This is a genomic window from Salinicoccus sp. ID82-1, from assembly GCF_021991715.1.
Lineage (GTDB): Bacteria > Bacillota > Bacilli > Staphylococcales > Salinicoccaceae > Salinicoccus > Salinicoccus cyprini.
The window spans coordinates 274,795-289,631 of record NZ_JAGFLY010000003.1; the positions used below are offsets into that span (position 1 = coordinate 274,795).

The 14,837-nt window shown below is 48.7% G+C and carries 16 protein-coding genes and 1 riboswitch; of the genes, 3 read left to right on the top strand and 13 right to left on the bottom strand.

Annotation, left to right across the window (positions count from 1 at the left end):
* Positions 1 to 61: 61 nt before the first annotated feature.
* From J4760_RS09180 to nrdI, 8 genes are all read right to left on the bottom strand, one after another.
* Complete coding sequence (locus J4760_RS09180; RefSeq protein WP_237605494.1) at positions 62 to 469, bottom strand: FixH family protein; 408 nt, start codon at positions 467 to 469, stop codon at positions 62 to 64.
* A 143-nt stretch (positions 470 to 612) separates the two neighbouring features.
* Complete coding sequence (gene ribH, locus J4760_RS09185) at positions 613 to 1,077, bottom strand: 6,7-dimethyl-8-ribityllumazine synthase (protein WP_145290644.1); 465 nt, start codon at positions 1,075 to 1,077, stop codon at positions 613 to 615.
* Between the two features lie 11 nt (positions 1,078 to 1,088).
* Positions 1,089 to 2,261 (bottom strand): GTP cyclohydrolase II, encoded by a 1,173-nt coding sequence (ribA, locus tag J4760_RS09190; RefSeq protein ID WP_237605495.1) that lies wholly within the window; start codon positions 2,259 to 2,261, stop codon positions 1,089 to 1,091.
* Positions 2,254 to 2,895, bottom strand: a complete 642-nt coding sequence (locus J4760_RS09195) for a riboflavin synthase (RefSeq protein WP_237605496.1) — start codon at positions 2,893 to 2,895, stop codon at positions 2,254 to 2,256. Before J4760_RS09195 ends, ribA begins: the two co-directional genes overlap by 8 nt.
* Before the next feature lie 5 nt (positions 2,896 to 2,900).
* A complete protein-coding gene (gene ribD, locus J4760_RS09200) occupies positions 2,901 to 3,935 on the bottom strand; it encodes a bifunctional diaminohydroxyphosphoribosylaminopyrimidine deaminase/5-amino-6-(5-phosphoribosylamino)uracil reductase RibD (RefSeq protein ID WP_237605497.1) in 1,035 nt (344 codons plus the stop codon).
* A 149-nt stretch (positions 3,936 to 4,084) separates the two neighbouring features.
* A riboswitch (FMN riboswitch) is annotated at positions 4,085 to 4,227 on the bottom strand.
* 123 nt (positions 4,228 to 4,350) lie between these two features.
* Positions 4,351 to 5,325: a class 1b ribonucleoside-diphosphate reductase subunit beta gene (nrdF, locus tag J4760_RS09205; protein ID WP_145290636.1), complete on the bottom strand. Its 975-nt coding sequence runs from the start codon at positions 5,323 to 5,325 to the stop codon at positions 4,351 to 4,353.
* A 30-nt stretch (positions 5,326 to 5,355) separates the two neighbouring features.
* Positions 5,356 to 7,461, bottom strand: a complete 2,106-nt coding sequence (gene nrdE, locus J4760_RS09210; RefSeq protein ID WP_237605498.1) for a class 1b ribonucleoside-diphosphate reductase subunit alpha — start codon at positions 7,459 to 7,461, stop codon at positions 5,356 to 5,358.
* Positions 7,424 to 7,831, bottom strand: coding sequence for a class Ib ribonucleoside-diphosphate reductase assembly flavoprotein NrdI (gene nrdI / locus J4760_RS09215; RefSeq protein ID WP_145290629.1), 408 nt, complete (start codon positions 7,829 to 7,831; stop codon positions 7,424 to 7,426). Before nrdI ends, nrdE begins: the two co-directional genes overlap by 38 nt.
* 373 nt (positions 7,832 to 8,204) lie before the next feature.
* On the opposite strand from nrdI, the gene J4760_RS09220 reads away from it, so the two are divergent.
* The gene (locus J4760_RS09220) at positions 8,205 to 9,071 is read left to right on the top strand and encodes a DMT family transporter (protein WP_145290626.1); all 867 of its coding nucleotides are present in this window, start codon (positions 8,205 to 8,207) and stop codon (positions 9,069 to 9,071) included.
* A gap of 34 nt (positions 9,072 to 9,105) precedes the next feature.
* Here the strand turns inward: J4760_RS09220 and recQ are convergent, their stop codons facing one another.
* The 4 genes from recQ to J4760_RS09240 all read right to left on the bottom strand — a co-directional run bounded on the left by recQ (position 9,106) and on the right by J4760_RS09240 (position 12,483).
* A complete protein-coding gene (gene recQ, locus J4760_RS09225; protein ID WP_237605499.1) occupies positions 9,106 to 10,896 on the bottom strand; it encodes a DNA helicase RecQ in 1,791 nt (596 codons plus the stop codon).
* Positions 10,897 to 11,049: 153 nt separating this feature from the next.
* Positions 11,050 to 11,991 carry a 5-oxoprolinase subunit C family protein gene (locus J4760_RS09230; protein WP_237605500.1) on the bottom strand — a complete coding sequence of 314 codons (942 nt, stop codon included), beginning with the start codon at positions 11,989 to 11,991 and terminating at the stop codon, positions 11,050 to 11,052.
* Entirely contained in the window at positions 11,988 to 12,245 is a 258-nt protein-coding gene (locus J4760_RS09235) for a hypothetical protein (RefSeq protein WP_237605501.1), read from the bottom strand. The genes J4760_RS09230 and J4760_RS09235 overlap by 4 nt, the downstream gene beginning before the upstream one ends.
* Before the next feature lie 25 nt (positions 12,246 to 12,270).
* Positions 12,271 to 12,483 (bottom strand): hypothetical protein, encoded by a 213-nt coding sequence (locus tag J4760_RS09240; RefSeq protein WP_145290615.1) that lies wholly within the window; start codon positions 12,481 to 12,483, stop codon positions 12,271 to 12,273.
* Positions 12,484 to 12,880: 397 nt separating this feature from the next.
* Between J4760_RS09240 and J4760_RS09245 the strand changes: the two genes are divergently transcribed.
* Positions 12,881 to 14,083: an MFS transporter gene (locus J4760_RS09245; RefSeq protein WP_237605502.1), complete on the top strand. Its 1,203-nt coding sequence runs from the start codon at positions 12,881 to 12,883 to the stop codon at positions 14,081 to 14,083.
* A 99-nt stretch (positions 14,084 to 14,182) separates the two neighbouring features.
* Positions 14,183 to 14,443 carry a GlsB/YeaQ/YmgE family stress response membrane protein gene (locus tag J4760_RS09250; protein ID WP_237605503.1) on the top strand — a complete coding sequence of 87 codons (261 nt, stop codon included), beginning with the start codon at positions 14,183 to 14,185 and terminating at the stop codon, positions 14,441 to 14,443.
* Between the two features lie 27 nt (positions 14,444 to 14,470).
* Here the strand turns inward: J4760_RS09250 and J4760_RS09255 are convergent, their stop codons facing one another.
* A complete protein-coding gene (locus tag J4760_RS09255) occupies positions 14,471 to 14,773 on the bottom strand; it encodes a hypothetical protein (RefSeq protein ID WP_145290606.1) in 303 nt (100 codons plus the stop codon).
* Positions 14,774 to 14,837: the final 64 nt, after the last annotated feature.

A 14,837-nucleotide genomic window follows, 5' to 3' on the forward strand; every position in this document is an offset into this window, starting at 1 on the left:
ACATATTGTAAACCCTAAAGGGCTTCATTACAATAATCAGCATCCGGAAGGAAAAACACAGCTATTCCACAGTAATCTCCTTCTGTGGCATCGTATGGAGCTGGAATGCGTCTACATGGGAGATGACTGTATACGTGCCTGCTTCATCAAATGTATGCTCGATTGTGTAGTTGCCATTCTCATCATGTTCCGCTTCGATCATTTCAAGGCTCTCCTCACCTTCGAGCACTTCGAACATGACACTGTCTGCGTCCTGTACATCTTCACCGTTCGAGTGGACGTGGGCTGTAAATTCAAGCGTTTCTCCTGTTCCAGCCGTTTCAGGCACTTCAAGATCGACTTCCAGTGACCGCACTTCATCTTCGCTTGCATGGTCATGGTTCATTTCCGCAGGCGCCTCTTCATTACCGCAGCCTGCCATGATGCCCATGGCCAGAATGGCAGCAGGCAGTAGTCGTTTCAACTTCACATAATCCTCTCCCTTTTTCTCTCATACCTAGAATCATAGCATGAATGATCCACTGCTGAATTTTCTTTTATTGAAGGTTGTTTGAAGTAATTATGGCAAATCCATGGCAAAATAAAAAGCCGATTTAGATCGGCTCTTTCATTCTAGCGTATCTTCTTCATGAGATTGGCCATCTCTATGGCGCCAAGTGCTGTTTCCGCACCCTTGTTTCCTGCTTTTGTTCCGGCACGTTCTATCGCCTGTTCGATGTTCTCGGTTGTAATGATGCCGAACATGACCGGCAGGCCTGTCTGGAGTCCAGCCTGGGAAATGCCTTTTGCCGCTTCGTTGCAGACATAATCGTAATGCGTCGTACTGCCGCGGATGACACATCCGAGCGCAACGACCGCGTCGTAGTTGCCGGATTCGGCCAGTGTTTTCGCAGCCAGTGGAATTTCAAAAGCACCTGGGACATAGACGAGGTCGATATCGTCTGTATTCACATCATGGCTGACGAGCGCACCTTCCGCGCCTGAAACAAGCTGGGATGTGATGAAGTCGTTGAACCTGCCTGCAACAATCGCAATTTTAAGATCTGTGCCGATCATTTTCGTATCTATTCTATTCATGTTTTTTCCTCCTAGAGCATATGTCCGAGTTTGTCTTTTTTCGTTTTCAAATAATCCTTGTTGCTGACGTTGGCCTTGATGATATGGCTCTGGCGGTTCACCTTGATGCCTTCCTCTTCCAGACCTTTGATCTTTCTCGGGTTGTTGCTCAGAAGTGTCACTTCACTGAGCCCGAGCTGGTGCAGCATTTCTGCTGCTACATCATATTTTCTGAGGTCGGCATCGAAACCGAGGTGTTCATTCGCGCTCACAGTATCATATCCCTGCTCGATCAGTTCATACGCCTTGAGCTTGTTCATCAGACCGATGCCCCGGCCCTCCTGCCGCATATAGAGGATGACACCACCCTGTTCATTGATGATATGCATCGCCCGATCGAGCTGCTCGCCGCAGTCGCAGCGCTGGCTGTGGAATACATCACCGGTCAGGCACTCGGAGTGGATTCTGACTATGGCATTCTGTTTCAGTTCACCATGCACGAGCGCAAGATGCTCCTTGCCGGTATCATTGTCGACAAATCCATACATTTTGAATCTGCCATAGTCCGTCGGAAGCTGGATGGTGCTCTCGAGCGTGACGCCGGAATGCTTTTTCATATGATCCTTGAGGTCTTCTATCGTAATCATCTTAAGACCGTGCACCTGCTTATAATCCACCAGATCATCGAGTCGGGCCATCGTCCCGTCGTCATTCATGATTTCGCATATTACACCGACCGGTGCGGCGCCGGCAAGGCGTGCCAGATCTGTCGCCGCCTCAGTATGGCCCATGCGCTCGATGACGCCGCCCTTTCTGGACAGCAGCGGGAATACATGGCCCGGTGCGTTGAAGCCTTCGGGGCCGATGTCCTTCGCAGTCAGTGCCTGCATTGTCGCATGGCGCTCGTGGGCACTGATTCCGGTTGTGGTCGAGACGTGGTCGATGGACGTCGTAAAGGCGGTACCATGCGGATCACTGTTGTTGTTCACCATCTGGTTGAGTCCAGCCCTTTCCGCGATTTCAGCTGTTACCGGCGTACAGATCAGCCCCCGTCCATGGGTGGCCATGAAATTCACTTCCCTGGCACTGATGTATTCTGCAATACCGACCAGGTCACCTTCATTTTCGCGGTTCTCATCGTCGACTACAATGATCAGTTTGCCCTGCTTCAGATCTTCTACAGCAGATTCGATCGTATCAAACATGCCGCTCACCCATTTCCGCAATTGAATTGCCTTTCATTGAACCGGAGAAGCCGAGCAGGTGATCCACGTGCTTGATCAGCATATCCGCTTCGATATTGACCCGGTCATGAACCGTTTTGCCTGCGAGCGTCGTCCGCTCCTGCGTCTCTGGAATCAGGTTGAGGATGATCTCCGAATTCTCCACACTTATGTCGAACAATGTCAGGCTGATGCCGTCGATCGTCACCGACCCTTTGTGTACCATATACTTCATAAGCGACCGGGGGCACGCAATATGCATGACAACTGCACTGCCGTCGTTATGCACTTCTACAATCTCCCCTGTGCCGTCCACATGGCCTGATACGATATGTCCACCAAGACGCGTATTCAGCGTCAGAGCACGCTCCAGGTTGACGGACATGCCGGTGACGACCTGATCAAGGCTCGTCACCCGCTTCGTCTCGTTGACCATCTCCACTGTAAATGCATCATCCGTGAGTCTGGTCACCGTCAGACACGTACCGTTTACGCTGACCGAGTCTCCGAGTTTCAGGTCATCAAATGCACCTGTAGTGATTTCGAATATCGTATGTTCTCCTGTATCCTGTACTTCCTTCACTTTTCCTATCTGCTCAATAATACCTGTAAACATGGTGCTCAAGCCTTTCCATAAGTTAATTTAAGATCCGACCCGAGCTTTTCAACATCAATCAATTCAAGCTGGACAATCTCCTCCATGGAGGAGATCTGTTCCTTGTATAGTGCATGCCTCGATTCACCGAATATTTTCGGGGCAACGTATAACAATATCCGGTCGTACAACTGCTGCTTTATGAACGATGTCAGCACCGTGGCGCCACCTTCTACAAATAGAGAGGAGATGCCTTCGGCATAGAGGTCGGCGAGTATGGCATCGAGTGTCCATTCCCCGACCCTGACATCGCAGGTTTCATCATATTTCAAATTTGCTTCATTCGCCGTGTAGATGATCGGCCGTTTCGGATGATCGAGAATCTTCTGTCCGTCAGAAAGCTTTTCGCGCCCGAGCAGTATGACGGGCACCGGTGAATCTCCGCCACCTTCAATTCTCGCTGTCAGTTTCGGATCATCATGCATGAGGGTGCCGCCGCCGACCAGAATGGCATCGTGCAGATGCCGCTCATAGTGGACGTCAGTGCGTGCCGCCTCACCGGTGATCCATGTGCTTGTGCCATCATCCAGTGCAAGCTTGCCATCCAGGCTGACGGCGCACTTCAATGTTACATTCGGCCGGCCCGACTCGAGATGTCTGAAGAAAGGTGCGTAGAACCGGTCGATGGCTGTATCCGGTGTGTGCGCAACTTGCACACCTGCATCCAGCAGTACCTTGTGGCCGCTCACTTTCGGATTGAGATCCTTTGACGCATAGAAGACTCTGCTGATTCCTGCTTCGATGATCGCTTCTGTGCATGGCGGTGTCTTGCCATAATGGGAGCATGGCTCCAAAGTGACATAGATATCCGCACCTTGCGGACTTTCGTTGCAGCTTGCGAGTGCCTGCCGCTCTGCATGCGGCTTGCCGTAGCCGAGATGCGCGCCCATTCCGATCACTTTTCCTGCTTTGACTATAACGGCGCCGACTGCAGGATTCTTTCCTGTCTGGCCCACGGTCATGCGGGCCATTTCGAACGCCATATTCATATATCGATTCAAGTTTTTCCCTCCTGAATATAAAAAACGCCGATGAATTGTTATCCATCGGCGCTTAAAAATATATGCAGAAATAAGCATTGTCAGGCAATGCTGAATAAAACCTACTGTTGTGGATAAATCGGACAGACCTATCCATATCGTATGTTCTGCAATTCTTTCTCCCATCCAGACTCTCACTGTCGGCTCCAGAATTTTGACTGGATCAGCCACACCATCAAAGAATGATGCAGGTCGCGGGCTCGCCATAAGGCCTACCGCCGGTTGGGAATTCCACCCTGCCCCGAAAGAATGATTGTATTCAGTTGAAAAACTCTACCTCAATCATATTCCATTCATATGAATTGTCAAGACAATTGCCTGGATCTGCACGCCCATAAAAAAACCAGGCCCAAAATGGACCTGGAGAGTAATGCTTCTATTTTACTTCATCAAAGATGAAGTCTTCATCCTGAATCGGCTCGACATTGAGTGCAATGACATAGCCATCACCTTTGACACTGAAGAAGTCGTGGTTCTTCGTTGTCGTATCCAGTGCATTCTCGATGATCGGGTTGAATGACTTTTCTTCGAAGTAGGGATCGAAGCCAAGGTTTGCCAATGCTTTGTTAGCATTGTACTGGACATAGTTGAGTACGTCTTCCGTCAGACCGAGGTTGTCATACAGGGACTTCGTATAGGATTCCTCATTGGCATAGAGCGCCTTCATGAGTTCATACATCTCCATGTCGGCACGTGCCTGCTCTTCAGCAGACAGTTCTGCTCTCAGTGACTGTGCATCGAGACCCGTGAATACACCGTGGATGGATTCATCGAGAAGAATCTTTCTGATGACCTCACCACTTGTCGTCATCCTGCCCTGACCGGCAAGATAAAGCGGATAATAGAATCCGGAATAGAATAGGAAAGACTCGAGAAATACGCTGGCAACACGTGCCATATACTGATCATAGACGGAGGCCTCTCTGCCGAACAGTTTATGATAGTACTGTACAATCTTATCGGATTTATATTTGAGGTGTTCATTTTCAATGACCCATTCATCCAGAAGTTCGTTGGTCTCCCTGGATGACAGGAGTGTCGAGAAGATGTGAGAATAGGATTTCGCATGGATCTGCTCCATCATGCCCATGAAGGAATAGACCGCCTTCTTGCGCAGGTCCTTTGTATGGAGCATGATGAGTGGCATGCCGTCATCCGCCTGATGGGTGTCGAGCCCGGTCAGTCCTGCCAATACTTTCTTGAAAGTTTCCTTCTCGTCTTCTGTCAGGCTGGACCATGAACCAAGGTCTTTTGAAACCTTGAATTCCGATTCCACCCACATCTGTGAGATGTTCTGACGCCAAAAGACGTTCGTCATATCGTCCTCTTTATTCCAGTTTACTGCAATCATGTCATGACTCCTTTGTCTTCGCTCGATTGATTATACGGAACAGCTTGTGCATTCTTCGACGCTGAGCAGTTTGTTCCTTGTATAGTAGAGGGATTTCAGCCCTTTGTGGTGAGCGTATATATATAGTTTAGCGAGTTCTCTTGTAGAGATGTCGGAATTCACATAAAGAATGGTGCTGATGCCCTGGTCTATATGCTGCTGTATTGTTGCGATCATGTCGATGATCTTCATCTGATCGGTATTGAATGCACTCTTATAGAACCACATTGTCTCCGGAGACAGGAACGGCATCGGATAGAACGTTTCCGAGTTTCCGTATGTTCTGCGCTCGATGGAGTCCACAATCGGCATGACGGAGCTTGTTGCATTCTGTACGTAGGAGATGCTCTGCGTCGGTGCAATCGCCAGACGATATGCGTGGAACAGCCCATATTCCATGACCTCTTCAGAGAGGGCCTTCCAGTCCTGGCGCGTCGGCACGTGGATGTCGGCAAACAGTGCTGCGACCTTGTCGGATTTCGGTTCCACCGCTTCATTGATGTAGCGTTCGAAATATTTGCCTGTTGCATAGTCGGAGCGATCGAAATCCTGGAACGTTCTGCCACGCTCTTTGGCAATCATCATCGATTTCTCAAGAGAGTAGAAATTGAGCAGCATGAAGAATACGTTGGCAAAGTCTCTCGCCTCTTCGGATTCATAGCTGATCTTGTTCTTGGCAAGGTAGCCGTGGAGGTTCATTGCACCGAGACCGACGGAATGCAGCTCATCGTTCGCCTTTTTGACACCTGGTGCGTTGGCAATCGCTGTGGAGTCACTGACAACAGTCAGGGCCTCGATGCCATCATGTACGGATTCGCGTACTTTTCCGGAGTCCATGACATTGGCGATATTCAGTGAACCAAGATTGCAGGAGATGTCACGACGGATGACATCATCCGTACCATAGTCGTTGATTGTGGATGTTTCCTGAAGTTGGAAAATTTCAGTACACAGGTTGCTGATCTTGATCTGTCCGATATCCTTCAGTGGGTGGACCTTATTGGCATTGTCCTTGAACATGATATATGGATATCCAGATTGCAGCTGTGTCTGGGCAATCGTGTTCAGCATCTCACGCGCATCCATTCTGCGCTTTTTGACTTTATCATTCGCTACCAGTTCATCGTACATCTCATCCAGATTCATATCATCGAGCGGCTGGCCATACTCACGTTCAACCGTATGTGGCGCAAAAAGATAGAAAGGATCATTGTTTTTTGCCAGATCGAAGAATTTGGACGGGACAACAAGTCCGGTCGAAATGGTCGCAAGACGAAGATCCTCATCTGCGTTCACTTTCTTCGTATCCAGGAACTCAGGCAGGTCGTAGTGGAAGATGTTCAGATAGACTGCACCAGCGCCAGGCCTCTGACCCAGCTGATCGGCATAACCGAATCCGCCTTCAAGTGCTTTTGCTACCGGGAGTACACCTTTGGCAACGCCTTCGATGCCTTTGATCGCTTCCCCACGTGCACGGAGTTTGGACAGGTTGATGGCGACGCCACCCCCGATTTTGGAGAGCTGCTTCGCTGTAGAGTCGATGTAGTTGATGGAGTTCAGACTATCATCCACTTCGAGCAGGAAACATGAAACCATCTCCCCGCGTCTTGCGCGTCCTGCATTGAGGAATGTCGGTGTTGCCGGCTGATAACGCTGTTCGATCATGGAGATGACGAAACGCTTCGCCTGCGCCTTGTTCCCTCTCGCAAGATAGAGACTGACAATGACGACATGCTGCTTGTAGTCTTCAAGATACTGTTTCTTGTCATTGGTCTTCAATGTGTAGTCTTTGAAGAACTTGCTCGCAGCCATATAGCTTTTGAACTGGAAAGGGATGCTTTCGGCATAGTCCGAAATTTCCATGACATCCGCTTCGGAATATTCCTCAAACAGATTGTAGTAGAAGTCGTTATCCACCAGGTAATGAAGACGTTCAAGTTCAGTGTCGAAATGGATCGTCTTATCCTGGATCTCCTCCATGAATACTGCCAGTGCCTCCTGGTCCTTATGCAGCTGATAGAAACCCGTATCATCGCGCTTCGTCACTTCGTTGTTCAATTCAATATGATTGTATTTTTTCTCGTCCAATACTTTCATGTACAGCCCCTGCCTTTTCAATGAATTCTTCTCTGTCTTTTTGATTCCCATGGAGCTCAAACTTCATCAGCAATGGTACTCCATAGTCGTTGCTGATATGTTCCCCTGCACGTGCAAAATTCTGTCCCCAGTTCCGGTTGCCGCTTGAGGCGACCGCAAGCATGGATCCGTGATTCACCTCGAGGAATGACTTCACCTCATCCGGTACACCACCAAAACCATAGGTGCCTGTGACAAGTATGAACGGCTCCTCTATGCGCTCCCGGCAGTTCCCGGCCCGGATTTCATAAGTATCATGTTGTTCGGCCACTCCGGAATTCGTGATAAAACGCCTGACATTTCCTGTCATGGAATAGAATGCGATCAGCATGCCATCCCCCCTTTATCCTTACTCTGGCAAAATAAAATAATCGAACCTGCGTCCGACAATCATATAGTCCACCTTATTTTCTTTACACCTTTGCCCAGGGAATTAAACACAATATGTTGTGCCTTATGAAAATTTTACACACAACATATATGATTTACTTGTTCAATGATGCCATAACCATCCATAATTATCAATGGCATAAATAGACATTTCATTGGGAATAATGTCACTTAAATATACCCGAATCCGCACCATATGTATGTTATACTGTATCAAAAATTGTTTTGATTTTTTTCTTTAAAATTATGTCCCGATATAACTCTGAAATAAAATATAAATTGGAAATTAATTATGAATCTGGAGAGTCCTTCACATGAATAATACTTTAAAAGGCATCATCGCGCTTCTCATATCTTCCCTCGGCTTCAGCCTGATGGCACTGCTTGTAAAGTACAGCGGCGATCTGCCGACGGTCCAGAAGGCATTCTTCAGAAACTTTGTCGCAATGCTCGTCTCCCTCTCTTTTGCATTGTACTACAGAGCCAAGCTTTTTGGTCGCAAAGAGAATCAGGGACTTCTGATGCTGCGTTCTGCATTCGGCGTTGCGGGTGTCCTGCTCAATTTCTTCGCCATCGACAGGATGGTGCTGAGTGACGCGGACATCCTCAACAAGCTGAGCCCTTTCTTCACCATCATCCTCTGTGCCATCTTTCTGAAGGAGTACATAAGGAAGTACCAGATGATTGCAATCATCATCGCTTTCATCGGTGCCATATTCATCATCAAGCCATCATTCTCGAGCGACACGCTCTACGCTCTCGTGGGCGTGCTGGGTGCACTGTTTGCTGCAGGGGCCTACACTGTCCTAAGAGTGCTCGGCAGCCGCGAGAAGTTCTATACAGTGGTATTCTATTTCTCCTTCTTCTCATCAGTGGTGCTTCTGCCATTCTTCATCTGGCAGTTCGAGCCGATGACCATGACACAGTTCTGGCTGCTTGTCCTGGCGGGACTGTTTGCGGCATTCGGACAGTTCGGCCTGACCATTGCATACAGCTATGCACCAGCGAAGGAGATCTCCATATTCTTCTATTCCACAATACTGTATTCGGCAATCTTCAGCATCGTCTTCTTCAACGAAATTCCGGATATGCTGTCCATTCTCGGTTATGTCATCATCTTCTCGGCAGGCTTCTACATGTTCATGAGGAACAGGCCCCGAAAGCACGATAGCACCCCATAAGCACCAATATAAGCCGGCCATGGGCCGGCTTATTCTATTCTGTCCCCGCCATCTGCTTCTTGTATTCAGTGATGGTCTCGAGGAAGTATGGGCAGTAGTGCTTGAGCTTATAGTTGCCGACACCTTGTATATGGACCATATCCTGTTTCGTCTCGGGCACTTTCTTGGCGAATTCCCTGAGTATATTATCGGTGAAGATATTCTCTTCCTGGATACCATGCTTCCTGGCCAGCCGGCATCTTGTATCCGCAAGCTTTTCATACAGTATCTCATTCGGCGAACTGGCCGTGCTGATGTCGACCTTCTCGTTGAAGTACTTTCTGAAAGGTACTGTATATAGTGTCGCTTCATCCCCCAGTACTTCCCGACTCCTCTCCACAATATGGAGCTGGTCCGCCTTCAGATGCACATAGCCCCTGTAGATGAGCTCTTCGATGATATGGTTGATTTCGCTCGTCAGATAGTTCTCCATGGTGCCGAACGCACCCAGTGTATCGAGCTGGAAAGCCAGCACATTTTCAGCCGCTTCCCCGCGGAGTATCTGGATCGCCTGCTCCTTGGTCACAGGCATCTCGCTCTGTGCCACCAGATCCAGTACGAGCTTCGCCTCTATCGTCATGTCGTAGGTACGGCTTTCACTCAGGCAGTTCGAACACTCCCGGCATTCGACCACATACTCATCTGCATCAAAATATTTTGTAATGAAACTGCTCAGACATTTGGTTGTACGATTGTACTGGATCATGCGATCGAGCTTGGCACGCATATGATCCTTGTACTGCTCTGTGGAATTTGAACGGTCGATGAAGAACTGGTGCAGATTGACATCCCGCGGACTGGACAGCAGGATGCATTCACTCACTTTCCCATCCCGGCCGGCACGTCCGATCTCCTGGTAGTAGCTCTCCAGGTCACCAGGCAGGTTATGGTGGATGATGAAGCGGATATCCGGCTTGTCTATCCCCATTCCGAAAGCATTGGTCGCAACAGCGATGCCCACTTCCCCTGTAGTGAAGAGCCTCTGATTGAGGTTCCTCTCCTCTTTGCCGAGACCGCCATGGTAGATGACATTCTGGATACCGTGTTCTTCAAGATGAAGCGATATCTTCTCCACCTCGGCACGTGTTGCCGCATAGACGATACCCGGTGATCCAGGGTGGCTTCTGATATACGACTCTATGAACTGTTCACGCTGATAGGTGGGATCGACGCTCAGGTGCAGATTCTCCCGTGCCACACTCGTTGTGAATACATGCGGCTGCTCGATCATCAGAAGCTCCTGGATGTTCTTCTGGACCTCTTCAGTCGCTGTTGCCGTCAATCCGACTGTAACAGCATCCGGTACGAGTCTTTTCAGTACGGGAATGATATTCTGATAGCTCGGTCTGAAGTCATGGCCCCATTTTGAAATGCAGTGCGCTTCATCAAATGCAATCAGTGACACATCAAGCCGCTTGATCAGCTCATTGAAATCATCATTGTTGAAGCGCTCCGGTGCCACATACAGGAACTGGTACTGCCCTGCTTCCAGGTTTGCCATGACAGTGTCGATTTCCTTCTTCTTCAATGTCGAATTCAAATAGGCGGCAGGGATATTCTGCGCGTTCAACGTGCCCACCTGATCCCGCATCAGGGAAATCAATGGGGAGATCACCAGCGTCAGACCCTCCAGTTTCAGCCCGGGCACCTGGAAACAGAGCGACTTGCCTGATCCTGTCGGCAGGACACCGAGCGTATTATGGCCTTTTAAAACCGATTCTATAATTTCCTTCTGCTTAGGTCTGAAATTTTCAAATCCGAAATACTGTTTTAGAATTTTTTCCATATCGAAACCAATCCCACCGTTCACTAGTCGTCACTATCATTCCTCTATTTCTGATATATCATTATACCGTATTTTCCTGCAGATTTGTTGCAGACACTAAACTTTTAAGATGAAAAAATAAAAATTCCGGGGCAGGCCCCGGAACAGAAAGTATTACATTTTCTCCTTGATCAGTTCCTTCGACAGTTTATAGTCGATGGCCTTGAACAGACTCTTCTTCCATAGATGATGCGCATACAGATTGGCGTGTGCATCATCCGCCTCGACACATTTGAAGCGGATCTTCGAACCTGGACGCTTCTGGACAAGCTTATGCATATGATAGGACGGGATGGTGCCGACTTGAGGTGCAGTCGTATATGCATTGAAGTCGTTCAATGCAAGTACAGGCTGCCCGTCTGCAATGTAGACGCCACCTTTGATCCCGGGATGTTCAATCCCAGTGTCCGATGTTTCGATCTCGTCACCTTCGAGATACAGGGCCACCCGGTATTTTTCATTTCTTACCGTATATTCCTCGGCTTCAATTGATGCGTAGACGGCATCCGGTATGTCGGGACGTTTGACCAGATGGTACGTATCCGACAGATAGACTTCAACGAGGGCATATGTATCCACGCCCCAGCTCACTTCATGCTGCTGTTTCAGCATGTTGAACAGCTCATCATGCTGTGCAGTATAGTTTCTGCACATGACAACTTCATCACCTGATGCAAGTATGTTCGACCCTTCGACCTTGATGCCGCCTGCAACGGCCAGATAGACTCTGTTCCCTCTCGTGGATTCGCTGAAGACAAGCTCGTCTCCACGGTCGAACAGGTAGATTCTATTCACATAGATGCTGCGGTTTCCGGACTTCGCCTTGAATTCCGCGCCGGAGAATGCCGCGATGGTCGGTTCCGTAAATTTGATGACCCCGGGACGCACTGTCATTTCAATGGTCGGCTGATCAGGATCGTTGCCGACAAGCTGGTTGGCCAGCTGGTGCGCCAGGCGGTCGCATGCACCATTGTATTCATTGCCTTTGGCTGAATCCTCGCGATCGAGCGTCTGCAGAATTGTCAGCAGGCCGCTTTCCTGAATGATTAGACTCATACTGAAAACTCCATTCCTGTGAGAAATTCTCTGACTTCCTCTATGACGACATCACCAGGTTCAATGGTGTTGTGTTCCTCCATCACCCTGATGGGGGAGTAGTAGAAGGTGAGTGTGTTTCCGGTTGCGACCATATCCAGCAGATAGACATGGCTGCTATCTTTAAAAGACTGTTCCAGATCCTCACGCCTTGCAGGACTGAGCGGCTCCTGCTGCTGATACGTGATATGGCAGTCTCCATTGGCAAAAATCATGACTTGTTCCTCCTAAAAATTTCTCCTAATTCTCATTGTAGAAAATGGACAGTTCCTGTGCGGCAAAGTCGGTAATGCCGCTGATGATGAACTGGACGATGACAATGGCGGCGATGACACCGACAAAAGCGAAGAGCACACCGACAATCTTGACATCATTCTCGATGAGATAGCTCACTACAAAGTGCGTGAACATGACAATCGCGACCAGCAGTATTATTAAAAAAAGAGTTAGCATGCATTCACCTCGAAATATTCAGATCTATCCCAGCCTGTTCTTCAGGCTGCTGATCATTTGATCTCATGCATCATTCCCTTGCTGCATAAGGAAAATGATCTCATGGAATGCGTCCGGTATCAGACCCGGCCGCTTGCTGGTATCCATTATAATATAAAATGACCGGGAAATCACCGATGGTACTGCAACTGATGATGCAGGCCGACTGCCCCATCCCGCCTATATCCACATTCCACCATATTACCACATTGCAATTTATTAAAGAAAATCAAAATATACGCTATATGGCGGATGAAAAAAATATTTCAGTACTGTAGAATGATTATGATCACTTTTTCGGAAATCGAAATAAATTTATCGAGTACAAAAACAAAAATAGTAAGAAGGTTGAAATTACATGTCGGATCAAAATCAGAAAATATGGACCAAGGACTTTATTCTTATCGTCATTGTCAACTTCTTCATATTCACCGCCTTCCAGATGACCCTGCCCACACTGCCGCTCTTTGTACAGGAGATCGGAGCAAGCGACCGCTGGATCGGAATTGTCGTCGGCATCTTCACATTCTCTGCCCTGCTCATCAGACCGAGCGCAGGCAAACTGCTCGACACGAAGGGCCGGGCACCGATATTCCTGACAGGTCTGGTCATCTTCGTCATCTCCATGTTTTCGCTTGCTGCGAGTTTCACCATATTCATGCTGCTGATGGTCAGAATCATGCAAGGGGTCGGATGGGGACTTTCAAGTACGTCTTCAGGTACGATTGCAACCGACCTCGTACCGAAGAAACGGCGCGGTGAGGGGCTCGGCTACTACGGCCTGAGCGCCAATATCGCACTCGCTTTCGGACCCGCACTCGGACTGTTTCTCGTGAATCACATTTCATTCACCATGCTTTTCTCACTATGCGGCATACTCGGTGCCGTCGCACTCATACTGGCCGCCAATATCAATTACCAGAAGCCGGATACGGAAGCGCCTGTCAGAAACAAGAGCACCTACGTACCACGGTTCGACATTGTCGAGATGCGCGCATTGCCGGCTGCTTCCCTGCTTTTCTTCATCACTGTCACATTCGGCGGCATTGCGACATTCCTGCCCGTCTACACGTACCAGCAGGGATTCGACTCCACCTATATCCAGTTCTACTTCGTCATTTACGCGGCATTCCTGATGCTGTCACGCCTGCTTGCCGGAAGACTGTATGACAAAAAAGGCATCGCCATCGTATTCGTTCCGGGTTCCCTGTCCATCATCGCCGCCATGCTCATGCTCGGGTTCCTGCCGAGCCCGGCATACCTGTTCATTGCAGCAGCACTCTATGGCTTCGGATTCGGCTGTGTCCAGCCCGCGCTTCAGGCGTGGGCCGTCAACCGTGTTGAAAACAACAGGCGCGGCATGGCCAATGCCACATTCTTTTCTGCTTTCGATCTCGGTGTCGGCCTCGGGGCCATCAGCTATGGTTTCGTCGCCGAAGCATTCGGCTACAGCACCATCTACTTCACCAGCGCAGTCAGTGTGACAATCGCACTCATCCTCTTCCTCTTCATCATGCAGAGATACAAAAAGGAACAATCCCAGATGAAAAAAATGCCATAAGTTGTTTAACACTTCAAATCCATGGGTATTCATTCTACTAGAACGATGTTTTATTAACTTACTAAAACAGACAAACGAACACACAAGGAGGAATTACCCATGGGTTGGATTATTACATTAATCGTAGGCGGCATCATTGGTTGGCTCGCCGGACTTATTCTAGGTAAAGACGTACCATTCGGTATTATCGGAAACATTATTGCTGGACTTGTCGGTGCTGCAATTGCAAATGCACTCGGACTGAGCTTCGGTCCTGAAGTCGGCGGCGTAAGCATCATCGGTGGCCTGATTGGCGCAATCATTCTGATACTGATTGTTTCATTCATCATGAAGGCACTCGGTGGCGGCAGAAAAGCATAATTGAACTGAAACCCTCGTAACTTGAAGTTACGAGGGTTTTTTGTCTGCCATCCTGTCTTCAGTATCCTGGATCAGCCAGCGCGAGTCCCTGCCGTCCTCAAGACGCTGTCTTTCCCGTTCCTCCTTCATCCGATCGAGCTCCAGCTGCATCTGCTTATTCTCGATAATGAAGTTTTCCTGTCTAAGCTGCTCCAATTCCTTCTCTTCCTGTATTTTCATTATATCCAGCTTTTGCGACTTCTGCTTATGGCGGAGATTGATGGCATAGAGCGGAACAGAAAAGAAAAGCACTACCGGGACAGTTGCAATCAAAAATTCAAAAACACCCATGTGGACACCACCCTCTTTTATTACATACAGTTTAGCATAATTGGATTCCTTTTTTGAATAATTT